21 protein-coding genes and 4 tRNA genes are annotated in these 22,410 nt (G+C 69.0%); 18 read left to right on the top strand and 7 right to left on the bottom strand.

The genetic code is table 11. From position 1 onward, the window contains the following. Positions 1-49: 49 nt before the first annotated feature. The 3 genes from V2S05_RS03770 to V2S05_RS03760 form a co-directional block, all read right to left on the bottom strand. On the bottom strand, positions 50-1,270 hold the full coding sequence (locus V2S05_RS03770) for a zinc-dependent alcohol dehydrogenase (RefSeq protein WP_413633964.1): 1,221 nt from the start codon (positions 1,268-1,270) through the stop codon (positions 50-52). Continuing rightward, positions 1,267-2,622: a cytochrome P450 gene (locus tag V2S05_RS03765; protein WP_413633962.1), complete on the bottom strand. Its 1,356-nt coding sequence runs from the start codon at positions 2,620-2,622 to the stop codon at positions 1,267-1,269. Before V2S05_RS03765 ends, V2S05_RS03770 begins: the two co-directional genes overlap by 4 nt. A gap of 135 nt (positions 2,623-2,757) precedes the next feature. Next, positions 2,758-2,833 (bottom strand) — tRNA-Val (locus tag V2S05_RS03760). Positions 2,834-3,037: 204 nt separating this feature from the next. Between V2S05_RS03760 and V2S05_RS03755 the strand changes: the two genes are divergently transcribed. The 4 genes from V2S05_RS03755 to V2S05_RS03740 all read left to right on the top strand — a co-directional run bounded on the left by V2S05_RS03755 (position 3,038) and on the right by V2S05_RS03740 (position 3,747). After that, a tRNA-Gly gene (locus tag V2S05_RS03755) sits at positions 3,038-3,110 on the top strand. A gap of 56 nt (positions 3,111-3,166) precedes the next feature. Next, positions 3,167-3,237: transfer RNA gene (locus V2S05_RS03750), tRNA-Cys, on the top strand. A gap of 25 nt (positions 3,238-3,262) precedes the next feature. Beyond that, positions 3,263-3,334, top strand: a tRNA-Val gene (locus V2S05_RS03745). 134 nt (positions 3,335-3,468) lie between these two features. Beyond that, positions 3,469-3,747, top strand: coding sequence for a hypothetical protein (locus tag V2S05_RS03740; protein WP_413633960.1), 279 nt, complete (start codon positions 3,469-3,471; stop codon positions 3,745-3,747). A gap of 20 nt (positions 3,748-3,767) precedes the next feature. Here the strand turns inward: V2S05_RS03740 and V2S05_RS03735 are convergent, their stop codons facing one another. Beyond that, complete coding sequence (locus V2S05_RS03735; protein ID WP_413633958.1) at positions 3,768-5,105, bottom strand: cryptochrome/photolyase family protein; 1,338 nt, start codon at positions 5,103-5,105, stop codon at positions 3,768-3,770. Between the two features lie 147 nt (positions 5,106-5,252). Here V2S05_RS03735 and V2S05_RS03730 point away from each other — a divergent pair, with 147 nt between their 5' ends. The 3 genes from V2S05_RS03730 to V2S05_RS03720 all read left to right on the top strand — a co-directional run bounded on the left by V2S05_RS03730 (position 5,253) and on the right by V2S05_RS03720 (position 8,243). Further along, complete coding sequence (locus V2S05_RS03730; RefSeq protein WP_177243763.1) at positions 5,253-5,420, top strand: hypothetical protein; 168 nt, start codon at positions 5,253-5,255, stop codon at positions 5,418-5,420. A 355-nt stretch (positions 5,421-5,775) separates the two neighbouring features. Beyond that, complete coding sequence (gene thrS / locus V2S05_RS03725; RefSeq protein WP_413635225.1) at positions 5,776-7,713, top strand: threonine--tRNA ligase; 1,938 nt, start codon at positions 5,776-5,778, stop codon at positions 7,711-7,713. Continuing rightward, positions 7,710-8,243: an HIT family protein gene (locus V2S05_RS03720; RefSeq protein ID WP_413633956.1), complete on the top strand. Its 534-nt coding sequence runs from the start codon at positions 7,710-7,712 to the stop codon at positions 8,241-8,243. The genes thrS and V2S05_RS03720 overlap by 4 nt, the downstream gene beginning before the upstream one ends. Before the next feature lie 46 nt (positions 8,244-8,289). Here the strand turns inward: V2S05_RS03720 and pdxY are convergent, their stop codons facing one another. Continuing rightward, positions 8,290-9,141 carry a pyridoxal kinase PdxY gene (pdxY, locus tag V2S05_RS03715; protein WP_413633954.1) on the bottom strand — a complete coding sequence of 284 codons (852 nt, stop codon included), beginning with the start codon at positions 9,139-9,141 and terminating at the stop codon, positions 8,290-8,292. Between the two features lie 4 nt (positions 9,142-9,145). After that, entirely contained in the window at positions 9,146-10,456 is a 1,311-nt protein-coding gene (locus V2S05_RS03710) for an aminotransferase class I/II-fold pyridoxal phosphate-dependent enzyme (protein ID WP_413633953.1), read from the bottom strand. Between the two features lie 68 nt (positions 10,457-10,524). Here V2S05_RS03710 and pdxS point away from each other — a divergent pair, with 68 nt between their 5' ends. The 11 genes from pdxS to V2S05_RS03655 all read left to right on the top strand — a co-directional run bounded on the left by pdxS (position 10,525) and on the right by V2S05_RS03655 (position 21,794). After that, positions 10,525-11,427, top strand: a complete 903-nt coding sequence (gene pdxS / locus V2S05_RS03705) for a pyridoxal 5'-phosphate synthase lyase subunit PdxS (RefSeq protein WP_413633952.1) — start codon at positions 10,525-10,527, stop codon at positions 11,425-11,427. Positions 11,428-11,429: 2 nt separating this feature from the next. Further along, complete coding sequence (pdxT, locus tag V2S05_RS03700; protein WP_413635224.1) at positions 11,430-12,017, top strand: pyridoxal 5'-phosphate synthase glutaminase subunit PdxT; 588 nt, start codon at positions 11,430-11,432, stop codon at positions 12,015-12,017. 55 nt (positions 12,018-12,072) lie between these two features. Further along, the gene (locus tag V2S05_RS03695) at positions 12,073-12,951 is read left to right on the top strand and encodes a DUF402 domain-containing protein (protein WP_413633951.1); all 879 of its coding nucleotides are present in this window, start codon (positions 12,073-12,075) and stop codon (positions 12,949-12,951) included. A 146-nt stretch (positions 12,952-13,097) separates the two neighbouring features. Then, positions 13,098-13,862 carry a YebC/PmpR family DNA-binding transcriptional regulator gene (locus V2S05_RS03690; RefSeq protein WP_413633950.1) on the top strand — a complete coding sequence of 255 codons (765 nt, stop codon included), beginning with the start codon at positions 13,098-13,100 and terminating at the stop codon, positions 13,860-13,862. 84 nt (positions 13,863-13,946) lie between these two features. After that, complete coding sequence (gene ruvC, locus V2S05_RS03685; protein WP_413633949.1) at positions 13,947-14,561, top strand: crossover junction endodeoxyribonuclease RuvC; 615 nt, start codon at positions 13,947-13,949, stop codon at positions 14,559-14,561. Between the two features lie 9 nt (positions 14,562-14,570). Beyond that, entirely contained in the window at positions 14,571-15,179 is a 609-nt protein-coding gene (gene ruvA, locus V2S05_RS03680; RefSeq protein ID WP_413633947.1) for a Holliday junction branch migration protein RuvA, read from the top strand. Next, positions 15,172-16,203 (top strand): Holliday junction branch migration DNA helicase RuvB, encoded by a 1,032-nt coding sequence (gene ruvB, locus V2S05_RS03675; protein WP_413633945.1) that lies wholly within the window; start codon positions 15,172-15,174, stop codon positions 16,201-16,203. Before ruvA ends, ruvB begins: the two co-directional genes overlap by 8 nt. Positions 16,204-16,268: 65 nt before the next feature. Continuing rightward, positions 16,269-16,709, top strand: coding sequence for a preprotein translocase subunit YajC (locus tag V2S05_RS03670; RefSeq protein WP_413633943.1), 441 nt, complete (start codon positions 16,269-16,271; stop codon positions 16,707-16,709). 38 nt (positions 16,710-16,747) lie between these two features. Next, on the top strand, positions 16,748-18,484 hold the full coding sequence (secD, locus tag V2S05_RS03665; protein WP_413633942.1) for a protein translocase subunit SecD: 1,737 nt from the start codon (positions 16,748-16,750) through the stop codon (positions 18,482-18,484). Then, a complete protein-coding gene (secF, locus tag V2S05_RS03660) occupies positions 18,484-19,473 on the top strand; it encodes a protein translocase subunit SecF (RefSeq protein ID WP_413633941.1) in 990 nt (329 codons plus the stop codon). The genes secD and secF overlap by 1 nt, the downstream gene beginning before the upstream one ends. Positions 19,474-19,541: 68 nt before the next feature. Further along, on the top strand, positions 19,542-21,794 hold the full coding sequence (locus tag V2S05_RS03655) for a RelA/SpoT family protein (protein WP_413633940.1): 2,253 nt from the start codon (positions 19,542-19,544) through the stop codon (positions 21,792-21,794). Here V2S05_RS03655 and V2S05_RS03650 read toward each other — a convergent pair. Further along, positions 21,781-22,332 (bottom strand): SAM-dependent methyltransferase, encoded by a 552-nt coding sequence (locus V2S05_RS03650; protein ID WP_413633939.1) that lies wholly within the window; start codon positions 22,330-22,332, stop codon positions 21,781-21,783. The two genes, V2S05_RS03655 and V2S05_RS03650, sit on opposite strands and share 14 nt — an antisense overlap. Between the last annotated feature and the right edge of the window lie 78 nt (positions 22,333-22,410).

Raw genomic sequence — 22,410 nt, 5'->3', positions numbered from 1 at the left:
GTGCGCCACCGTTCTGCCCGCGGCAGCGTTCGCGTGCCGGTGAAGCCGATCATAGGGCGCCGTCGCCGGCGGGCGCGTGCGCCGGCTGTGTGGCGCCAGGGCTCAGCACGACCTTGATGCAGCCGTCCTCCTTGCGCTGGAACGTGCGGTACAGATCGGGTGCGTCGTCGAGGGGAGCCCGGTGGGTGACGAGGTCCATCACGCCGAGCGGATCGGTGTCGTCCTCCACGAGGGGCAGGATCTCATCGGTCCAGCGCTTGACGTTGCACTGGCCCATCCGCATAGCGATCTGCTTGTCGAACATCGTCTTCATCGGCAGGATGTCGGCGTCGCCCGCATACACACCGCTCAGCGAGACCGTGCCGCCGCGACGCACCAGGTCGATGGCGGCGTGCAGCGCGGCGAGCCGGTCGACGCCGGCGTGCTCGAGCATGGGTCGCGACAGCGGATCGGGCAGCAGCCCCACCGCCTGCTGCACGAGGGAGGTCGCCGGACTGCCGTGCGCTTCGAGCCCGACCGCGTCGATCACCGAGTCGGCGCCGCGGCCGGCCGTCAGGTCGCGAAGATGCGCGACGGTGTCGTCGTCGAGGTCGAACACCTCGATGTCGTGCCGGGCGGCCATGGCGCGGCGCTCGGGAACAGGGTCTACGGCCAGCACGCGGTGCCCGCGGAAGCGGGCGATACGGGCGGCGAACTGGCCGACCGGACCGAGCCCGAGCACGACGACGGTGCCGTCGGCGGGGATGTGGGCGTACTCGACCCCCTGCCATGCCGTGGGCAGGATGTCGCTGAGGAACAGGTAGCGATCGTCGGGCAGGGCGCCGCCGACCTTCACGTGGTTGTAGTCCGCCAGCGGCACGCGCAGGTACTCCGCCTGCCCACCTGGCACCTGCCCGTACAGCTTCGTGTACCCGAACAGGGCGGCGCCGCTGCCGTACTCGCGCACCTGGGTCGTCTCGCACTGCGACTGCAGACCCCGCCGGCAGAACCAGCACGTGCCGCACGAGATGTTGAACGGGATGACGACGCGGTCGCCGGGGGTCAGATTCTCGATCGCGGAACCGACCTCGACGACCTCGCCCATCGTCTCGTGGCCGAGGATGTCTCCCCGGTCGATGAACGGGCCGAGCAGCTCGTAGAGATGCAGATCGGAACCGCAGATCGCCGTGGAGGTGACGCGGATGATCGCGTCGGTCGGCTCGAGGATGCCCGGGTCGGGCACCTGCTCGATGCGGACGTCGCGCTTGCCGTGCCAGGTCAGTGCCTTCATGAGATGCTCCTCTGCTCGTCGTGCTCGTCTTCGTGCTCGTGCTCGTGGTCTCGGTCGTCGTCTCGGTCGGTGTCTGCGCGCTGCGCGGCCGCCGCGTGCACGCAGCCGCCGGATGCCGGCATCGTGGGCAGCCGGCGTCGATCGACGTCGAGGCCCTCGTGATCGATCCGCAGGCGTGGGTCGCTGAGAGCGGCGATGGCGGCGGAGAGGCCGGCGATCGCGAGCTTCTCGCCCGGGCAGCGGTGGCCCGTGGCGACGTCGGCGCCACCGTGCGGGATGAACGCCGGGATCGCCTCGTAATCGGGGCGGTGGGTGAAACGCTGCGGCTGGAACTCGCTCGCATCGTCCCACGATGCGTCGTCGACGTTCGTGCCGAGGATGTCGATGACGACGCGCCCACCCGCCGGAACGTGCTGCCCGTCGAAGTCGATGTCGGTGATCGCCCGCCCCGGCAGCATCGGAACGAACGGCGACGTCCGGCGGATCTCCTGGGCGAACGCCACAGCGAGCTGCCCGCCCACGAGTCGCCCGCTGCGCGCCGTCTCGGCATGGATGCGCAGGCGCCAGTCGGGGTTCTCGAGGAGCTGCTTCGCCGCGTAGGCGACGAAGCGTGCGACGGCGATGAGCGGACGGATGCTGTTCTGCAGCTCCACCCCGGCCAGCCGCTCGGGGAGAAGCCTTCCATCCGCTCCGCGATGCCACGCCCACTCGTGCAGCGCCGTCCCCTCGGGCGGGGTGAGGGTGCCGGCGCGCACATCGCGGATGAGTCGCGCCGCACGTCGGTCGGACCAGAGGCGGTTGAACAGCGCCTCGGCGAAGGCGGGGGAGAGGGGGCGGCCGAAGCCGTCGACGATCTGCGCGAGCCGCCCCGCCCATCTGGTGCGCGCGTCGTCGGAGCCGGGAAGGCCCGCCCACCGCATGCCGGCGCGACCGAAGGCCCCGACGGCGGCGTCGTACGCCGTGCGGTCGCCGCCCGCGATCCACTGGTCGAGCTCGCCCTGCCACTCGCGCTCGAGCTCCGGCTCCAGGCGACGCACCTGCTCGTCCTCGTAGGCGACGTCGACGAAGGTGGCCTTGCGATGACGGTGATCCGCGCCGTCGAGGCTGTGCACCGATCCGTGCCCGAACAGGGTCTCTTGGACGAAGCGCGGCATGGCGCCGTGCCGGGCGACGCGGGTCTCGTCGTAGAACAGGCTCACGCCCTCCGCGCCGCGCACGAACACCGCGCGATGGCCGAGCAGCCGCATCGGGGCGCCGCGCGCACCGTCACGCACTCGTGACCAGATGCGGGCGCCGAGGTCGTAGCCGTGCACGAGAAGAAGGGGGGCGTCGTCTGCGATCCGGTGAAGCATGCGTTCAGCCTGATCGCCGCGCGCGGATGTGTGAACGGGGGCGCGATTCGCGTCCGTCTGTGCTACGGGGCGTGCCCCGATGCGCCCGTCACAGACAACGAGGCCCCCGGCAGATCACTGACGGGGGCCTCGGGCTGGTGGGCGATGCCGGACTCGAACCGACGACCTCTTCCGTGTGAAGGAAGCGCGCTACCAACTGCGCCAATCGCCCCTGTGGAGTTGTGTCGTGCACGGTGGCACAGTCAGAAAGCATACCCGATCCGCGCTTGCGTCCTGACACCGTGCGGCCGGCCGGGCGTGGCGGCTCGAGGGGCGGGTGAAGACACGCCCGGCGGCGTGGAGCGGTTTGGTGATGCGCTGATCCTGGGCTAATGTATTTCAAGTGCCCGGGACGCCGGAAACGAAAACAGAATATGCGGATGTAGCGCAGTTGGTAGCGCATCACCTTGCCAAGGTGAGGGTCGCGAGTTCGAGTCTCGTCATCCGCTCGAGTGCAGGAGCCCCCTTCAGGGGGTTTCGGCATGTGGGTTCGAATCCACCTCGCGGTGGCGTGGCCGAGAGGCTAGGCACCGGCCTGCAAAGCCGTTTACACGGGTTCGAATCCCGTCGCCACCTCTCTGACAACTGAACAGCCTTCTAGGCGCGATTGGCGCAGCGGTAGCGCGCTTCCCTGACACGGAAGAGGTCACTGGTTCGATCCCAGTATCGCGCACAGACAGAGACCCCCGGACGAGTCCGGGGGTTTTCTCGTCTTCCGGGCCCGCGCGCACATCGTGAATGTTGCTGGCGGATGCGCCGAGCGCAACCCCCTCCTGCAAGTCGGCCAGCGTGATTACGGTCGCAGGCATGACCACAGGGCAGATGCAGCACGCGATCATCGTGAACGACGACGACGACAGCATGCCCCTTGGGCACGACGAGGACATCGGTGATCTGAAGGTGCGCATCGAGGAAGCCGCCGCCCACAGTCGGTTCGTGGATTTCCGCACCGCCGAGGGGGCGGAGGTCTCCGTCCTGCTCTCACCGCACAGTCGCGTGCGGATCGCCGTGCTGCCGCCGCGCCTCGAAGTGCTCGACATCGTGCAGGCGGGTGGGTTCGATGACCTGCCGGCCGATCTGCTCTAGCGTCCTCGACAGCGCGCGGGTCAGCGCGACCGGCGCATCTGCTCGTACGCGTCGAGTGCGGCCTTGCGTGTCTCGCCGAGATCGACGATGGGCTCCGCCGGGGCATCCCGAGCCCACTGGCTGACGTACAGGCCGTCGCGGTCGAACTTCTTCGCCTGCAGCTCGGGGTTGAACACGCGGAAGTACGGTGCGGCATCGGCGCCGGAACCGGCGACCCACTGCCAGTTGAACGGGTTGGAGGCGTCGTCGGCGTCGACCAGGGTGTCCCAGAACCACTCCTCCCCGCGTCGCCAGTCGACGAGCAGGTTCTTGATCAGGAACGACGCCGTCACCATCCGGATCCGGTTGTGCATGAAGCCGGTGTGCCAGAGCTCGCGCATCCCGGCATCCACCAGAGGGATGCCCGTCTCGCCGCGCTGCCATGCGGCCAGACGGGTCGGCTTGAGGCGGGGCCAGGGGAACGCGTCGAACTCGGCGCGGAGGTTGCGGGTGGCGAGCTGCGGGAAGTGGAAGAGCGTGTGCCACGCGAACTCCCGCCAGCCGATCTCGGAGAGGAATCGTCCTGAGCCCTCGTGCGCGGTCGCCGCGTGCCAGACGGTGAACGGGCTCAGCTCGCCCCACCGCAGCCGGGGCGACAGCAGCGACGTGACCCCGGCCGCCGGCTCGTCGCGGGCGGTGTCGTACTGCGCCAGGTCGTCGCGGAGGAACTCGCGCAGTCGTGCGCGCGCTGCCGGCTCGCCCGGCTCCCACATCTCCCGCAGACCGCCGGCCCAGTCCGGTGCGGTGGGCAGCAGCGACCAGTCGTCGAGATCATCGGATGCCGGCGCGCGCGACGGCCCTTCGAGCTCGTGTGGCTCCGGTAGGGGAGCGCGCGGCGCGGGGAGGGCGAGGCAGGCGCGCCAGAACGGGGTGAACACGGAGAAGTGCGTGCCGCTCCCGGTGCGCACCGTCCACGGTTCGAAGAGGAGGGATGCGGCGAACGAGCGCACCTCGACGCCTTCCTCGCGGAGATCCGTCTTGATCTGCGTGTCGATCTCCCGCTGCGCACCGCCGTACCGGCGGTTCCAGAACACCGCACGGGCGCCCGTCTGCGTCACCAGCTCGGCGATGACGCGGGCAGCGGCGCCACGGCGCAGCACGAGCGAACCCCCGCACTCCTCGATCCGCTCGCGCAGCGACACGAGAGAGTGGTGCAGCCACCAGCGCGCGGCGCCACCGAGCATCCGGAGCCCGGGCGACTCCTCGTCGAGGACGTACACGGCGATGATCGGCTCACCGCGGTCGATCGCCGCCCGCAGTGCGGGATTGTCGGCGAGGCGGAGGTCGTCGCGGAACCACACGATCGAGGGGGAGCTCATGCGCACAGCTTCTCAGACGTCGGCACGCCGACGGCACGCGTCGCACGGTTCGAGTCGGGGAGTCAACCCCCTACGACCACGGCGAGCCATCGCCGTACTGTCGTCGTATCGGAGCTCGAGTGAGCTCCAGAACGGAAAGGAGCGGTCATGAATCCTCTTCTCATCATCATCGCGGTGATCGCGATCATCCTGGCGATCACGGGTGGGCTCGTGCAGTCCCTGAACTTCCTGCTGTGGGTCGGACTGGTCCTTCTTGCGCTCGCGGTCATCGCGTGGCTCATCAGGGCGGTCTCGGGTCGTAACACGAGCGTGTGACCTCCGACCCCGCGTCGATCGTCAACGGGTAAACGATCGACGCCCGGCCCCGGTGCGCAGAGCGGGCGCTCTCGCACCGGGGCTTTCCTGTGTCTGCACGCCCCCGGATGCGGGCCGCCGGGAGCCGGCGGCGTAGACTTCAGCACATGGAATCCGCGTCGACCGCTCTCGTGACCTCTGTCACCGGTGTCGTCGCGCGAACTACGGACGCCTGAGCGGGCAGGGCGCGTTCGCGCCTGCAGCTGAGTCGTCCACTTCCATCGTCTATCTGGAGAAACCCGTGTCAGACATCGCCCAGCCCCGTGCCGACCAGCGCGACGGCTTCGCCCTCTTCACCGATCGTGCCGTCATCGCCATGCGTGTGAACGGCGAGCTGAAGGATCTCGCCAGCACCGTCGCAGACGACGACGTCGTCGAGCCGGTCACCGTCGACAGCCCTGACGGGCTCGCCATTCTGCGCCACTCCACCGCGCACGTCCTGGCCCAGGCTGTGCAGCGCATCCGCCCGCAGTCGAACCTCGGGATCGGCCCGCCCATCACCGACGGCTTCTACTACGACTTCGGCGTCGACGAGCCCTTCACCCCGGAGGACCTCAAGGCCATCTCGAAGGAGATGCAGCGCATCATCCGCGAAGGGCAGCGCTTCACCCGCCGCGTCGTCACCGAGGACGAGGCCCGGGCCGAGATGGCCGATGAGCCGTTCAAGCTCGAGCTCATCGACCTCGCCGGTGGCCCCGGTTCGGGCGCTGACGCGGCTGAGGGGGCATCGGCCGAGATCGGCGCAGGCGAGCTGACGATCTACGACAACGTCACCAGAGACGGCGAGGTCGCCTGGAAGGATCTCTGCCGCGGTCCGCACGTGCCCAGCACGCGCATGGTCGGCAACGGCTGGGACCTCACTCGCGTCGCCGCCGCGTACTGGCGCGGCAGTGAGAAGAACCCGCAGCTGCAACGCATCTACGGCACGGCCTGGCCGTCGAAGGACGAGCTGCGCGCATATCAGGAGCGTCTGGCCGAGGCCGAGCGCCGCGATCACCGCAAGCTCGGTGTCGAGATGGACCTGTTCTCATTCCCCGATGAGATCGGCTCGGGGCTCGCGGTGTTCCACCCCAAGGGCGGCATCATCCGCTACGAGATCGAGGAGAACCTGCGTCGACACCTGCTGCGCAACGGCTACGAGGTGGTGAACAGTCCGCACATCACCAAGAAGGATCTGTTCATGACCTCCGGTCACCTGCAGACCTACGCCGACGGCATGTTCCCCCCGATGCATCTGGACGAGGCGCGCGACGAAGAGGGGAACATCACCCGGCAGGGCCAGGACTACTACCTGAAGCCGATGAACTGCCCGTTCCACAACCTGATCTTCCGTTCGCGCGGGCGCAGCTATCGCGAGCTCCCGCTGCGCATGGCGGAGTTCGGCACCGTGTACCGCTACGAGAAGAGCGGCACGCTCTCGGGCCTCACCCGCGTGCGAGGGCTCACGCAGGACGACGCGCACATCTACGTCAGGCAGGACCAGGTGCGCGACGAGCTCGCGACCAATCTGAACCTCGTGCTCACCCTGCTGCGTGACTACGGTCTGAACGACTTCTACCTCGAGCTGTCGACGAACGAAGAGGGCAACGACAAGTTCCTCGGTGAGCCCGAGCAGTGGACGACCGCGATCGACACCCTGCGCGAGGTCGCCCTCGAGTCGGGCCTCGAGCTCGTCGCCGACCCCGGGGGAGCGGCGTTCTACGGCCCGAAGATCTCGGTGCAGGCGCGCGATGCGATCGGGCGCACCTGGCAGATGTCGACCATCCAGCTCGACTTCAATCAGCCCGAGCGGTTCGAGCTCGAGTACACCGGTCCCGATGGGCAGAAGCACCGGCCGGTGATGATCCACCGCGCACTGCTCGGCTCCGTCGAGCGGTTCTTCGCCATCCTGCTCGAGCACTACGCCGGAGACTTCCCGCTGTGGCTGGCTCCTGTGCAGGTGATGGGCGTGCCCGTCGCCGACCAGTACGCCGAGTACCTGGACGGCGTGATCGGTCAGCTTCGCGATGCCGGCGTGCGCGCCGACGTCGACCACTCCGACGACCGCATGCAGAAGAAGATCCGCAACCACACCACGGCGAAGGTGCCCGTGATCCTCATCGCGGGTGAGCAGGACCGCGCCGCAGGCACGGTCTCGTTCCGCTTCCGCGACGGAACGCAGGAGAACGGCGTGCCGATCGCGGATGCCGTGTCGCGCATCCGCTCGGCGATCGCCGGCCACGCGCGCGTGATGACCTCTGAGGATCTGGTGTGACCGATCCCGAAGACGGCAGCCGGCTGGTCGGGGTGCCCGATGAGTTCCAGCGGCTATGGACTCCGCACCGGATGGCCTACATCCAGGCGGGGCCCCAGCCGCTGCGCGACGAGTGCCCGTTCTGTGAGGCGCCGAAGCATCCGGACGAGGAGCGGCTGATCGTCGCTCGCGGCGAGACCGCGTTCGTCGTGCTGAACCTGTTCCCGTACAACTCGGGTCACCTGCTCGTCTGCCCGTACCGTCACATCGGCACATACGACCAGGCCACCGCCGAAGAGGTCGCCGAGATCGGTGCGCTCACGCAGACCGGCATGCGGGTGCTGCGCGAGGTCTCGCGCTGCGACGGGTTCAATCTGGGCATGAACCAGGGGGAGGTCGCCGGGGCGGGCGTCGCCGCCCACCTGCACCAGCACATCGTGCCTCGGTGGGCGACCGACGCCAACTTCTTCCCGATCATCGCGAAGACGAAAGCGCTGCCGCAGCTGCTCGACGAGATCCGCGAGGCCGTCGCGAACGCCTGGCCGCACTGAGCCCGCCGAGGCGCTGAGCCCGCTCAGGCGTTGAGCCTGCCGAGCGTCAGCGCACCTGGCGTGCGGTGAACTGCATGCGCGGGTTGGCGTAGGCCTCCTGCGACTCGACGAGACGCAGCTCCCGGTCTCCCGAGTCGAGCGTGTTCTGCAGCAGGTCGAACACGCTCGACACCGTGCGCTCCAGAGCGAGCTTCGCGTCGCCGGTAGACGTGTAATGCGCGGTGAACAGCGCCGCGGTCACATCGCCGGAGCCGTTGGCCTTCATCGGCAGATGCGGGGTGGCGACCAGCCACGCTCCGGTGGCGTCGGCGACGAGCATCTCGATCGTGCCCTGCTCGCGGTCGGGCCGCTCGACGGAGGTCACGAGCACGGTCGACGGCCCCATCGCCATCGCGGCGTCGACCGACGCGAGCGTTGACTCGAGGTCCGACGGCTCGGTGCCGGTGAGGAAGCCCAGCTCGAACTGGTTCGGCGTGATGATGTCGGCGACCGGCACGACCCTGTCACGCAGCAGCACGGGGATCGCCGGCGCGACGAAGCATCCCGACTTCGCGTTTCCCATCACGGGGTCGCAGGCGTACACGGCATCCGGATTGGCTGCCTTCACCCTGGCGACGGCGTCGATGATGACGTCCGCGATGCCCTCGCCGCCCTGATAGCCGCTGAGCACCGCGTCGATCTGACCGAATACGCCGCGCTCCTCGATGCCGGTGACGACCTCGCGCACGTCGGACGGATCGATCATCGGTCCGCGCCACGCTCCGTAGCCGGTGTGGTTCGAGAAGTTCACCGTGTACACCGGCAGCACGTCGACGCCGAGTCGCTGCAGCGGGAAGACGGCGGCGGAGTTTCCGACGTGGCCGTGCGCGACGGCCGACTGGATCGAGAGGATCTTCATCCTGTCATCCTCTCACTGCCGCCGCGGTGAGATCGTCGACGAGGCGGGCCGCCTCGGCATCCGACAGATCGTGCACGGTGAGGCGCAGGTGCCGCGACGGACCTGCCGTCTCGTCGAGCAGGAACTCGTCGCCGGGGCGGGCGAGCCAGCCGCGGCGCATCAGGCTCTCGGCGGCCGCGCGCGCTGTCGTCTCGAGCTGCACCCACAGGCTGAGCCCGTCGGTCGACACAGTCGGGATGCCGCGCGCCTCGAGCGCCGCGGCGAAGGAGGCGTTGCGGTCGGCGTAGTGCTCGGCGGCGCCGGCGATCTGCGCTCGGACGCCGTCGTCGGTGAGCTGGGCGTGCGCGAGCCGCTGGAGGAGGTGACTCACCCAGGTCGTGCCGGGGCTGAGACGCATCGCGAGTCGTTCGGCGGTGGTGGGATCCGTGCCGGCGAGGGCGAGGCACATGTCTGGCCCGAGGAACTTCGACACCGAGCGGATGAGCGCGTACCGACGATGCGTCGTCGAGATCAGCGAGGCGTACGGGTGCGGTGAGAGCAGCGAGAAGTGGTCGTCTTCGATGATCAGCACGTAGGGATGATCGGCGAGCACCTCGCGCAGGGCCGCAGCGCGTTCGGGGGAGAGGCTCACCCCGGTCGGATTCTGCGCGCGGGGCGTGCTGATCACCGCGCGCACGCCGGCGTCGAGAGCAGCCCGCAGCCCGTCGACCGTCATGCCCTGATCGTCGACGGCGACCGGCACGGCGCGATAGCCGCCGAGACGCACGGTGTGGATGCTGGAGAGGAAGCACGGGTCCTCCAGCGCCACAGCGTCATCGCGCGTGAGCGCCTGGGCGAGCAGCCGTTCGACAGCGTCGACGGCGCCGCTGGTGACGACGACATGCAGGTCGTCGCGGGGCAGGTCGGCCAGCATCCACTCCCGCGTCCACTGCTCGAGACCGGCGTCGATCACGGGCTCGCCGTACAGCACGGGGCGGCCGACGATGCGTCCCAGCGCGGGGGTGGGATCCGGGATGAGCGCGGGATCAGGGTTTCCGGATGCCACGTCGCGCAGCACCGTGTCGGCCACGCCCTCCTGAGCGACGGGCGCGCCGCCGGCGATCACGGTGCCCGCGCGACCGCGCGAGACGACGAGCCCGGCCTGCGCGAGCTGGCGGTAGGCGGACACGGCGGTGTTGCGGTTCACCCCCAGGGTTGTCGCCAGTTCGCGCACCGGCGGCAGGGGATCGCCCGCCCGCAGCGTGCCGCGCTCGCGCAGAGCGCGCACGCTGTCGGCTATCTCGGCCGCCGAGGTGCCGGTGATCATCGCGTCCATCGTCCCGATTCTATGGTGCTATCGTTTGGCATAGGCCAAAGTGCGGATTGTCACAACAAGGAGTGATCATGGCAGCCACCGACCAGACCCCCACCACCGGATCGCAGCGCGTCAAGCGCGGTCTCGCCGAGATGCTGAAGGGCGGGGTCATCATGGACGTGGTCACCGCCGAGCAGGCGAAGATCGCCGAAGACGCCGGGGCCGTCGCCGTCATGGCGCTCGAGCGGGTGCCCGCCGACATCCGGGCGCAGGGTGGCGTGTCGCGGATGAGCGATCCCGACATGATCGACAGCATCATCGACGCCGTCTCGATCCCCGTCATGGCGAAGGCGCGCATCGGCCACTTCGTCGAGGCGCAGGTGCTGCAGGAGCTCGGCGTCGACTACATCGACGAGTCCGAGGTGCTCTCTCCCGCCGACTACGTGAACCACATCGACAAGTGGCCGTTCACCGTGCCGTTCGTCTGCGGTGCCACTCACCTCGGCGAAGCGCTGCGCCGGATCACCGAGGGGGCGGCGATGATCCGCTCGAAGGGCGAGGCGGGCACCGGCGACGTCTCCGAGGCGATGAAGCACATCCGCAAGATCCGCGGTGAGATCGCCGCGCTGGGCGCGCTGTCAAAGGACGAGCTGTACGTCGCCGCGAAGGAGCTGCAGGCACCCTACGAGCTGGTCGCCGAGATCGCTGAGACCGGTCAGCTGCCGGTCGTGCTCTTCGTCGCGGGCGGCGTCGCCACTCCGGCGGACGCCGCCATGATGATGCAGCTGGGCGCTGACGGCGTGTTCGTCGGATCGGGCATCTTCAAGTCGGGTGACCCCGTCGCCCGCGCGAAGGCGATCGTGAAGGCCACCGCGTTCTACGACGACCCGAAGGTGATCGCCGAGGCGTCGCGCGGCCTCGGCGAGGCCATGGTCGGCATCAACGTCTCCGACCTTCCGGCACCGCACCGCCTCGCCGAGCGCGGCTGGTGACGATGCCTCGCGTCGGGGTGCTCGCACTGCAGGGCGACGTGCGCGAGCACGCCGCCCTGCTCGAGCGCCTCGGCGCGGACGTGGTGCGGGTGCGCCGACCCGCGGAGTTCGCCTCCGTCGCCGGACTCGTGATCCCCGGCGGCGAGTCGAGCGTCATCGACAAGCTCGCCCGCATGTTCGGCCTCGCCGACCCGATCCGTACGGCGATCCGCGAGGGCATGCCGGTGCTCGGCACCTGCGCGGGACTGATCATGCTGGCTGATCGACTGGTCGATGCGATCGACGGACAGCAGACCTTCGGCGGCCTCGATGTGACGGTGCGGCGCAACGCCTTCGGGCGGCAGGTCGACTCGTTCGAGGGGTCGGTCCGAGTGCCGGCACTGGGGGCCGAGCCGGTGCACGCGGCCTTCATCCGCGGGCCGGTCGTCGAGACGGTGGGACCGGATGCCACCGTGCTGGCGTCACTCGACGACGGCACCGTCGTCGCCGTCGAGCAGGGGAACCTGCTGGGAATCAGCTTCCACCCCGAGATCTCGGGCGAGACGCGGTTTCATGAGCGCTTCCTGAACCACGTCGCGGCGCGGGCCTGACACGCGACGACCCGCGTAGCCAGGTCACCGGACGTCGCCTTGATAGCGTGACGGGATGAGACTGCCGCTCGGAAGCACCAGCGTCAGCGCGAGCGGCGGCACGGTCGAACTCGTCGGCCGCAGGGGGCTCGCCTGGACGACGCTCGCCGCTCGAGGGGGCTCTCTCGACGACGCGATCGGCCTTCTCGAGCATCCGCTGCACGACGGAGCGCACGCGGATGACGCTCTGCTGTCTGCTGTGCCGTCCGCCGACGAGACCGCCCCGCGCTTCGCACCCGGTCAGATCATTCTGTGGAGATACGGTCGCACCATCGAGGCGGCCCGTGTCGTGCGGGATGATCCGCGTGGTCTGGTCACGTGGATCCCGACCGGATCGGCGCGCCTCGATCCGGTGCCCGTCGCGGGGGAGCACGTGAGAGACGTGCCGCTCGAAGAGCGGTTCCGCTCGCCGTGGCGGATCCGGGAGTCGGCGTGGACGGGCCCCGGGCTGCTGCGCGCAGCCCCGACCGGACGGCCGTGGTCGGTGTGGTTCTTCCGCACCCCCGACGGGGCGCCCGCCGGCACCTACATCAACCTCGAGCTGCCGCACCGACGGCTCGGAGGCGATGTCGCGCAGGTGTTCACGCGCGACCTCGTGCTGGACCTCTGGGTGGATGCCGAGCATCCGGGAGCCGAGGACATCTGGCTGAAGGACGCCGACGAACTCGCCGCGAGCGTCGCACAGGGGAGGTTCACCTCAGCGCAGGCCGATGCGGTGCGCCGGATCGCCGATCTCGCCGCGGAGGAGCTGCTGGCGGAAGGGTCGTGGCCGCTCGGCGAGGACTGGACGCGATGGACGGCGGATCAGGCGATGGACGAGCCGGTCACGCTGCCCGAATCCGCGACCATCGCGGCGCACCGGCGTCGGTCGGGCGACACGAGCCTGGCGCTCTGACGCACCCGGCAGGTGCCGCCGACCGTGCGGCCGCGTCGTGGGAGCGCACCATGCCACCGCGGCGCACGCTGACCGAAGGGCACGGGTTCGATAGAATGGACGACGCCCTGGAGGCGACTCCGGGCGCAGACGACGAGCGGAGACATATGTCCGGGCATTCCAAGTGGGCCACGACCAAGCACAAGAAGGCCGTCATCGACGCGCGTCGTGCCAAGTCTTGGGCGAAGCTCATCAAGAACATCGAGGTCGCCGCGAAGCTCGGCGGAGCCGACCAGGCGGGCAACCCGACGCTCTTCGACGCCGTGCTCAAGGCGAAGAAGATGTCTGTCCCGAAAGACAACATCGACCGTGCGGTCAAGCGCGGCGCCGGCATCGGCGGTGAGGCCGTCGAGTACACCTCGATCATGTACGAGGGCTACGGACCCAACGGCGTCGCCCTGATGATCGAGTGTCTGACCGACAACAAGAACCGTGCTGCCGCCGAGGTGCGCACGGCTCTCACGCGCAACGGCGGAACGCTCGCCGATCCCGGATCGGTCGCCTACAACTTCACCCGCAAGGGCGTCATCGTGGTAGGCGGAGAGGGAACCACCGAGGACGACGTCATGTTGGCGGCGCTCGAGGCGGGCGCCGAGGAGGTCGAGCCCCACGCCGAGGGCTTCCAGGTGATCGCCGAGGCGACCGACCTGGTCGCGGTGCGCACCGGTCTGCAGGAGGCAGGCATCGACTACGACTCCGCTGACGTCGAGTTCGTTCCCAACCTCAAGGTCGAGATCGATGCCGACACGGCACGGAAGGTCTTCCGCCTCATCGACGCGCTCGAAGACAGCGATGACGTGCAGAACGTGTTCGCGAACTTCGACCTGACCCCTGAGGTGCAGGCCGAGCTCGAGAACGACGACGAGGAGTAATCCTTCGACAGGGTCAGAGACCCAGGCCGAAGGCCCCGGGCGCGCCTGCGCTCGGGGCCTTCCGCGTACTCCTAGCCTGGGGGAGTGAGCTCCCTGCGCGTCCTCGGCATCGATCCCGGCCTCACCCGGTGCGGCATCGGCATCGTCGACGTCGACCGATCGCGCCGGGCTTCGCTCGTGCACGTCGGGGTGGTGCGCACTCCCGTCGACGCCGATCTGTCGACGCGGCTGGCCGCCGTGGCCGCAGGCATCCGCGCCGTGATCGATGAGCACCGGCCCGAGGCGGTAGCCGTCGAGCGGGTCTTCGCCCAGCACAACGTCCAGACGGTGATGGCCACGGCCCAGGCATCCGGCGTCGCCCTGCTCATCGCCGCGGAGGCGGGTCTGCCCGCCGCGACCCACACCCCCAGCGAGGTGAAGGCCGCAGTCACCGGCTACGGCTCGGCCGACAAGCGCCAGGTGCAGTCGATGATCGCGCGGATCCTGCGGCTGGATGCCCCGCCGCAGCCGGCCGATGCCGCTGACGCCCTCGCCATCGCCCTGTGTCATGCATGGCGCGGGGGCGCCGCGGTGGCGGCTGCGGGCCGAGGGCTCACTCCCGCGCAGCAGGCGTGGGTCGACGCCGAGCGCGGAACCCGCGGACGCTCGATGCCGCCGCGTGCCCGTGTCGGTCGAACGGATGTACGACCTGCTCGATAGGCTGACCGCATGATCTCGTCTCTGCGCGGCACCGTGCTGCACGCCGAATCGACCCATGTCGTCATCGAGACGGGCGGAGTCGGTTTCTCGGTCTTCGTGCCTGCGGACGTGGCGCACACCGCGGTGATCGGGGATCAGCTTCAGCTGCACACCAGCCTGATCGTGCGCGAAGACGCACTGACCCTCTTCGGCTTCAGCGACCGAGACGAGCTCGAGATCTTCGGTCAGCTGCTCAGCGTCACCGGCGTCGGGCCGAAGTCTGGGCTGGGCGTGCTGTCCCACCTCACCGTCGACCAGATCGCCGAGGCCGTGACTGCTGAAGACGACGCCCCGTTCCGGCGGGTCTCGGGCATCGGGCCCAAGACCGCGAAGCTCATCGTCGTGCAGCTGGCCGGCAAGGTCCAGCCGCGCGTGGCATCGGCCCCCGCCGGCGCACCCGCGACCGCCACCGTCGAGCAGGTCGCCGCGGCACTGGTCGGACTGGGCTGGTCGGAGAAGGTCGCCGCCGAATCCGCCGCACAGTCGGCGGAGGATGCCACCGACGCAGAGCGCGAGTCGGTTCCGGCGCTGCTGCGTCGCACGCTCGCCGCCATGGGCCCTGGGGCCAAGCGTGGCTGACGACGCGCGCGACGCAGGCGAGGCGCTCGACGACACGGAGCTCGCGATCGAGGGCGCGCTGCGTCCGAGCAGCCTCGACGAGTTCGTCGGGCAGCCGAAGGTGCGCGGTCAGCTGCAGCTGCTGCTCGAAGCCGCGCGAATCCAGGAGCGCCCGGCCGACCACATCCTGCTCGCGGGCCCGCCGGGGCTCGGCAAGACCACCCTCGCGATGATCGTCGCCCACGAGAGCGGCCGCCCGCTGCGCCTGTCGAGCGGCCCGGCCATTCAGCACGCCGGCGATCTCGCAGCCCTGCTGTCGAGTCTCACGCCGGGCGAGGTGCTGTTCATCGACGAGATCCACCGCATGGCGCGCTCCGCGGAGGAGATGCTGTACCTGGCGATGGAGGATTTCCGCATCGACATCATGGTCGGCAAGGGCGCCGGCGCCACCAGCATCCCTCTGGACCTCGCCCCCTTCACCCTCGTCGGGGCGACGACCCGCTCTGGTCTGCTGCCCAATCCGCTGCGCGACCGCTTCGGCTTCACCGGGCATCTGGAGTTCTACGACGACGACGATCTGGAGCGCGTGATCGCGCGTTCGGCGAACGTGCTCGGGGTGCGGCTGCCCGACGACTCGCTCAGCGAGATCGCGCGGCGATCCCGCGGAACGCCCCGCATCGCGAACCGGCTGCTGCGTCGCGTGCGCGACTACGCGCTGGTGCACGGCGGCGGTTCCGCGGCATCCGTCTCCGATGTGCGGGCGGCCCTCGACCTGTACGACGTCGATGCCATCGGCCTCGACCGGCTCGACCGCGCCGTGCTCGACGCGCTGGTGCGCCGTTTCCGCGGCGGACCGGTGGGCCTGAGCACTCTCGCCGTCGCGGTCGGCGAGGAGGCGGAGACCGTCGAGAGCGTCGTCGAGCCGTACCTGGTGCGCATCGGATTCCTCGGTCGCACACCGCGTGGACGCATCGCGATGCCGGAGGCGTACCGGCATCTCGGCATCAGCCACCCCGACGGCGTGGCATTGTTCGATGACCTATAATCGCTGAAGCTTCCCTGAACCCCTTGTGCGCTCATCGGCGTGCGCTCTTCGAAAGGCCCATCCCCATGGAAATCATCCTCTTCGGTCTTCTCGGCGTGATGCTCGTGTTCATGTTCGTGAACACCCGCAAGCGTCAGAAGCAGATGAAGGAGCAGCAGGAGGAGAAGGCCACCAAGACGGTTCCCGGCGTCAAGGTGCTGCTGCAGGGCGGCCTGTACGGCACCGTCGTCTCGTACGACCCGGTCGACCTCGACAAGCCGGCTCAGATCGAGATCGCCCCCGGCGTGGTCATCGAGGTGCACAGCCAGGCCATCCTCCGTCTCGTCGAGGAGACGCCCGAGGGTGACGTGATCGTCGACGCCCCCGAGAGCGACGTCATCGTCGACGCGCCGGCGACGGACGTCGACGCGGCGCCCGCCCGGGAGCGCACCGACGACATCGAGTCGATCAAGGTCGAGACCCCGGAAGAGACCAAGGCGCGCCTCGAGCGCAACGACGAGAACTGACGCTCAGGCTCCGGCACCTCACTCGAAAGCGGAACTCAGTGGCATCATCATCCCCGACTCGCCACGCGTGGCGAGTCCTCCTCGGCCTGCTCATCGTCACCGCGGTGCTGTTCGGCATCAACGCGCTCGGCGTCTACGTCTTCAAGACGGATGCCGGTGAGCCGGCCAGCTCCTGGGCCCCGGAGCTCGCCCTCGACCTGCAGGGTGGCACGCAGATCATCCTCGGCGCCGAGTCGCCCGATGGTGCCGCCCCCACCGAGGACCAGCTCAACCAGGCCGCTGCGATCATCCGCCAGCGCGTCGACGCGTCCGGCGTGGCCGAGGCGGACATCACGACCGAGGGCGGCCGCAACATCGTCGTCCAGATCCCCGGCGCCGCCGACCAGGCGACGCGCGATCGGATCCAGGCCAGCGCGAAGCTCGAGCTGCGTCCGGTGATCCTCGCGACCGACCCCGCGACCTCGTTCGTCGGCGAGGACGGGCAGGAGACGCCTTATCCGACCCCGGACGACTCGGTGAACGCGACGCCTACGGCGGAGCCGACCGATGCATCCGACCCGAACTGGGCGACCGACCGGCGAATGGCTGAGCTGCAGGCATACGACTGCTCTGCCGAAGTCGCCTCCAACGCTCCCGAGGACGAGCCGCTGATCGCCTGCGAGGAGAACGGCAGCGCCAAGTATCTTCTCGGACCCGTCGAGCTCGACGGCACCGTGATCGACGACGCCACCGCCGGACGCGAGCAGCAGAGCGGCCGCTGGACGGTCAACCTGGTCTTCGACGCCAAAGGCACCGAGACCTTCGGCAAGGTCAGCCAGCGCCTGAACGCCAACCGTCTTGCGCAGCAGTCGCCGCGCGACCAGTTCGCGTTCGTGCTCGACGGCAAGGTGCTCTCCGCGCCGACCATGCAGGCGGTCATCCTCAACGGCAAGCCGAGCATCTCCGGCAACTTCACGCAGGAGAGCGCGAAGGCCCTCGCCGACCAGCTGCGCTACGGCGCGCTGCCGCTGAGCTTCACCGTCGAGAGCTCCGACACCATCTCGGCCACCCTCGGCTCGCAGCAGCTCGAGATCGGCCTGATCACCGGCCTCATCGGCCTGGGGCTCGTGGCGCTCTACTCGTTGATCACCTATCGCGCTCTCGGCTGGGTGATCATGGCATCCATCGGCGTGATGGGGGTTCTGACCTACATCGTCATCGCCATCCTCGCCTGGCGGATGGGCTTCCGGCTCTCGCTCGCGGGAGTCGCGGGTCTGATCGTGTCGATCGGATTCACGGCGGACTCGTTCATCGTGTACTTCGAGCGCATCCGTGATGAGCTGCGAGACGGGAAGTCGATCGTCGCCGCCGTCGAAGACGGCTGGGGGCGCGCGAAGCGCACCATCTACATCTCGAAGTCCATCAACGTCCTCGCCGCCGTCGTGCTGTACTTGCTGGCCGACGCGACGGTGAAGGGCTTCGCGTTCACCCTGGGGCTCACGACGCTCATCGACGTGTTCATCTTCGTGATCTTCACCCATCCGGTCATGCAGCTGCTCGCGCGGACCCGCTTCTTCGGCGGGGGGCACAAGCTGTCGGGCCTCGACCCGGATGCCCTCGGCGCGGTCTACCGCGGTCGCGCGCAGTTCCGTGACGTGCGCACCGGCTCGTCGGGGCGCGCCGCGCGCAACAAGGGCGCACGCGGCGAGGCCGAGAGACGGCAGACCATCGCCGAGCGCAAGCGCGCTGAGGCTCTCGCGGGATCCAAGGATGCCGGAAAGGACTCCGACGCCTGATGTTCTCCATGAATGAGTTCGGCAACAACCTCTACTCGGGCAAGACCTCGTTCCCGTTCGTCGGGAAGCGGCGCCTGTGGTTCGTCATCGCAATCCTGCTGGTCGTCGGCTCGGCCCTCGTGCCGCTCGTGCGCCCCGTGCAGTTCTCGATCGAGTTCACCGGCGGATCGCAGTTCGTCGTGTCGGCGCCCGCGTCGACAGATCAGGCGCTGGCGACCGACGCCGTGCGCTCGGTCGTCCCGAACGCGGCCGCCAAGGTCGTCACGGTCAACAACCGCGACGTGCGCGTGCAGACCGACCAGATGACGCCGAACGAGACGCAGGAGGTCAAAGCGGCGCTCGCTGACGCGTACGACGTGAAGGCCGATGAGATCACCGACTCGTTCATCGGACCGGCCTGGGGTGAGAACGTCACCCGTCAGTCGCTGTGGGGCCTGGCGATCTTCCTCGCGCTGACCTTCCTCATCCTCGCGATCTACTTCCGCACGTGGAAGATGTCGGCGGCCGCCATCATCGGTCTGCTCGACGTGCTGCTCATCACGGTGGGCGTGTACGCCCTCGCCGGGTTCGAGATCTCGCCCGCGGCGGTGATCGGCTTCCTCACGATCCTCGCGTACTCGCTGTACGACACCACGGTCGTGTTCGACAAGATCCGCGAGAACACGACGGAAGACGTCAATCAGACGACGCGCACGTTCGGGGAGTCGGTGAACCTGGCGGTGAACCAGACGCTGATCCGCTCGATCAACACCTCGGTCGTCGCCGCTCTGCCGGTCGGTGCGATCCTGTTCATCGGGTCGCTGTGGTTCGGCGCCGAGACCCTCACCGACATCTCGCTGTCGATCTTCGTCGGCATCATCGTGGCCACCTACTCGACGCTCTTCGTCGCTGCGCCTCTCTACTCGCTGTTCCGCGAGAAGGAGCCCGAGATCGTCGCGCACGATGCCAAGGTGCACGAGGCGCGCGAGCGCGCCGTCGCCACGGTGTGATCCCGCCGCGCGGTCGGGGAGGACCCCGGCCGCGCGTAGGATGATCTGATCGGGAACGGGAGCAGAAGATGGCGGATCCTCAGGCGACTACGCAGGTGTCGAGCCTGCGCCGGCTGGTGCCGCGCATCTTCTCCCGAGCCCCCAGGGTCAACGACCTCGACAACCTCATCCGCACCGTCCGCGCGAACCATCCGCGCGGCGACCTGCCCGTCATCGAGCGTGCCTATCGGGTCGCCAAGGAGAAGCACGAGGGCCAGTTCCGCCAGAGCGGCGAGCCGTACATCACGCATCCGCTCGCCGTGGCGCAGATCCTGGCCGAGCTCGGCCTCGGTCCGCGCGCCATCGCCGCAGCCCTGCTGCACGACACGGTCGAGGACACCGGCTATGCGCTCACCGAGCTGACGGCAGAGTTCGGCGACGAGGTAGCCATGCTGGTCGACGGCGTCACCAAGCTCGACAAGGTCAAGTACGGCGAGAGCGCGCAGGCCGAGACTGTCCGCAAGATGATCGTGGCGATGTCGAAAGACATCCGGGTGCTGCTGATCAAGCTCACCGACCGGCTGCACAACGCGCGCACCTGGGGCTTCGTGCCGCCCGAGAAGTCGGCGCGCAAGGCCAAGGAGACGCTCGAGATCTACGCGCCGCTCGCGCATCGGCTCGGCATCCAGACCATCAAGTCCGAACTCGAGGATCTCTCGTTCGCGGTGCTGCACCCGAAGATCTACGCCGAGATCAACAGCCTGATCGCGCAGCGCACCCCGCAGCGCGAGAAGTACCTGCAGAGCGTCGTCGAGTCGATCAACGAGGACCTTCGCGAACTGCGCATCCGCGGCAAGGTGGTCGGCCGCCCCAAGCAGCTGTACTCGGTGTACCAGAAGATGGTCGTGCGGGGCCGCGAGTTCGACGACATCTACGACCTGATCGGCATCCGCGTGCTGGTGAGCTCGGTACGCGACTGCTACGCGGTGCTCGGAGCGATCCACGCCAGGTGGACACCGCTGCCCGGCCGGTTCAAGGACTACATCGCGACACCGAAGTTCAACCTGTACCAGTCGCTGCACACGACCGTCATCGGCCCGTCCGGCCGCACGGTGGAGATCCAGATCCGCACGCACGAGATGCACCAGCAGGCCGAGTTCGGCGTCGCGGCGCACTGGATGTACAAGGAGCGGATGAACGGCGGCAAGGTGGATGCCCGCGCCGCCGACGCCGACATGGCCTGGCTCGCGCACATCTCCGACTGGCAGGCCGAGACGGCCGACCCCAGCGAGTTCCTCGACTCGCTGCGCTTCGAGATCGGCGCGAAGGAGGTCTACGTCTTCACCCCGAAGGGGCGCGTCATCGGGCTGCCCACCGGGGCGACGACCGTCGACTTCGCGTACGCGGTGCACACCGAGATCGGGCACCGCACGATGGGCGCCAAGGTCAACGGACGGCTCGTGCCGCTGGAGACCGAGCTGAAGAGCGGCGACGTCGTCGAGGTCTTCACCTCGAAGAACCCCGATGCCGGCCCGAGCCAGGACTGGCTGAGCTTCGTCAAGAGCACTCGCGCGCGCAACAAGATCCGGGGATGGTTCACGAAGGAGCGCCGCGAAGAGGCGATCGAGCAGGGCAAGGAGTCGATCGCCAGGGCGATGCGCAAGCAGAACCTGCCCCTGCAGCGGCTCATGAACCAGGAGTCGTTCGCCGAGGTCGCCCGGCAGCTGCGCTACGAGGACGTCTCCGGCCTGTACGCCGCGGTGGGCGAAGGGCATGTCTCCACGCAGTCGGTGCTCGAGAAGGTCACCGCTCTCGTCGCAGCCGATGAGGACACCAGCACGGGCGCCATCGAGCTGCCCGGTCGCGCCGCAGCGCGCGAGCCGCGCACGAGCGACTCCGGCGTGCTGGTACGCGGCGCGTCGGACATCCTCGTCAAGCTGGCACGCTGCTGCACGCCGGTTCCGGGCGATCCCATCGTCGGGTTCGTCACCCGCGGCAGCGGCGTCTCGGTGCACCGGCAGGACTGCGTCAACGTCAAGGCCCTCGGATCGGACCCCGAGCGCTTCATCGACGTCGAGTGGGCGCCGACGACCAAGAGCGTGTTCCGCGTGCAGATCCAGGTCGAGGCGCTCGACCGCTCGGGACTGCTCTCGGACGTCACGCGCGTGCTCAGCGAGCACCACGTGAACATCCTCTCGGCGACCGTCTCGACCACAGACGAGCGTCTCGCGCTCAGCAGATTCGTCTTCGAGATGGGCGACTCGGTGCACCTGGACCGCGTGCTCAACGCGGTGCGACGCATCGACGCGGTCTACGACGTGTACCGCGTCACGACATCCTGACTCGCCAGCTCTCGAGTATGCGTCTGGCGTGGGCGGCGCCGGGGCGCCTGCCCAGTGGCAGCACACGTTCACGAACCGCGTCGGCCAGGCCCGGGCGCAGGCGGATCAGCGCATGCAGCCAGCGCTCGTCCTCCGGCGAGCGCGCCGAGCTGAACAGCAGCGCCACAGCGGCCGCCTCCGGCGTCTGCACCCAGACACCCCCGACCACCTCCACCTCATCGGCGGCCAGACGTCTCTCGTGGTGCACCACGCGTGTCGACGGACTCACGCGCTGACGGCTGGCACTGATCCGCGACACGTGATGCACGCGCGGGGGAGCGTCGCCGGCTCCGTGCACCCAGGCCGCGCTCGCCCCGCTCACCGCGGTTCCCGCGGGGACGAGGGGCGACAGACTCAGTGCCCGCGCGCCGGCTCCCTCGATCGTGTCCGCAGGCATGTACCCCTCGCCGACCTCGACGACATCGCCATCGAGTCGTGCGGCGCTCAGCTCGGGCAGGGTCAGCCGATCACCCGGACGGTAGAACAGAGCGCGATGCACGCTGAACAGTATGAGCCGCGGCGCCCGTCAGAGGGGCGCCGCGGCTCATACTGTGGATAACGGCCGACTCCGGGTCGG

Source organism: Microbacterium sp. OR16, from assembly GCF_047306725.1.
Taxonomy (GTDB): Bacteria; Actinomycetota; Actinomycetes; order Actinomycetales; family Microbacteriaceae; genus Microbacterium.
This window is presented reverse-complemented; position numbering and strand designations above follow the sequence as displayed.

What these genes read in the sequence shown, in the direction of transcription:
- V2S05_RS03770 (WP_413633964.1), bottom strand. Translation starts at nt 1,270, where the DNA reads ATGAAGGCACTGACCTGGCACGGCAAGCGCGACGTCCGCATCGAGCAG.
- V2S05_RS03765 (WP_413633962.1), bottom strand. Translation starts at nt 2,622, where the DNA reads ATGCTTCACCGGATCGCAGACGACGCCCCCCTTCTTCTCGTGCACGGC.
- V2S05_RS03740 (WP_413633960.1), top strand. Translation starts at nt 3,469, where the DNA reads ATGACCACAGGGCAGATGCAGCACGCGATCATCGTGAACGACGACGAC.
- V2S05_RS03735 (WP_413633958.1), bottom strand. Translation starts at nt 5,105, where the DNA reads ATGAGCTCCCCCTCGATCGTGTGGTTCCGCGACGACCTCCGCCTCGCC.
- V2S05_RS03730 (WP_177243763.1), top strand. Translation starts at nt 5,253, where the DNA reads ATGAATCCTCTTCTCATCATCATCGCGGTGATCGCGATCATCCTGGCG.
- thrS (WP_413635225.1), top strand. Translation starts at nt 5,776, where the DNA reads ATGCGTGTGAACGGCGAGCTGAAGGATCTCGCCAGCACCGTCGCAGAC.
- pdxY (WP_413633954.1), bottom strand. Translation starts at nt 9,141, where the DNA reads ATGAAGATCCTCTCGATCCAGTCGGCCGTCGCGCACGGCCACGTCGGA.
- V2S05_RS03710 (WP_413633953.1), bottom strand. Translation starts at nt 10,456, where the DNA reads ATGGACGCGATGATCACCGGCACCTCGGCGGCCGAGATAGCCGACAGC.
- pdxS (WP_413633952.1), top strand. Translation starts at nt 10,525, where the DNA reads ATGGCAGCCACCGACCAGACCCCCACCACCGGATCGCAGCGCGTCAAG.
- pdxT (WP_413635224.1), top strand. Translation starts at nt 11,430, where the DNA reads ATGCCTCGCGTCGGGGTGCTCGCACTGCAGGGCGACGTGCGCGAGCAC.
- V2S05_RS03695 (WP_413633951.1), top strand. Translation starts at nt 12,073, where the DNA reads ATGAGACTGCCGCTCGGAAGCACCAGCGTCAGCGCGAGCGGCGGCACG.
- V2S05_RS03690 (WP_413633950.1), top strand. Translation starts at nt 13,098, where the DNA reads ATGTCCGGGCATTCCAAGTGGGCCACGACCAAGCACAAGAAGGCCGTC.
- ruvA (WP_413633947.1), top strand. Translation starts at nt 14,571, where the DNA reads ATGATCTCGTCTCTGCGCGGCACCGTGCTGCACGCCGAATCGACCCAT.
- V2S05_RS03670 (WP_413633943.1), top strand. Translation starts at nt 16,269, where the DNA reads ATGGAAATCATCCTCTTCGGTCTTCTCGGCGTGATGCTCGTGTTCATG.
- secF (WP_413633941.1), top strand. Translation starts at nt 18,484, where the DNA reads ATGTTCTCCATGAATGAGTTCGGCAACAACCTCTACTCGGGCAAGACC.
- V2S05_RS03655 (WP_413633940.1), top strand. Translation starts at nt 19,542, where the DNA reads ATGGCGGATCCTCAGGCGACTACGCAGGTGTCGAGCCTGCGCCGGCTG.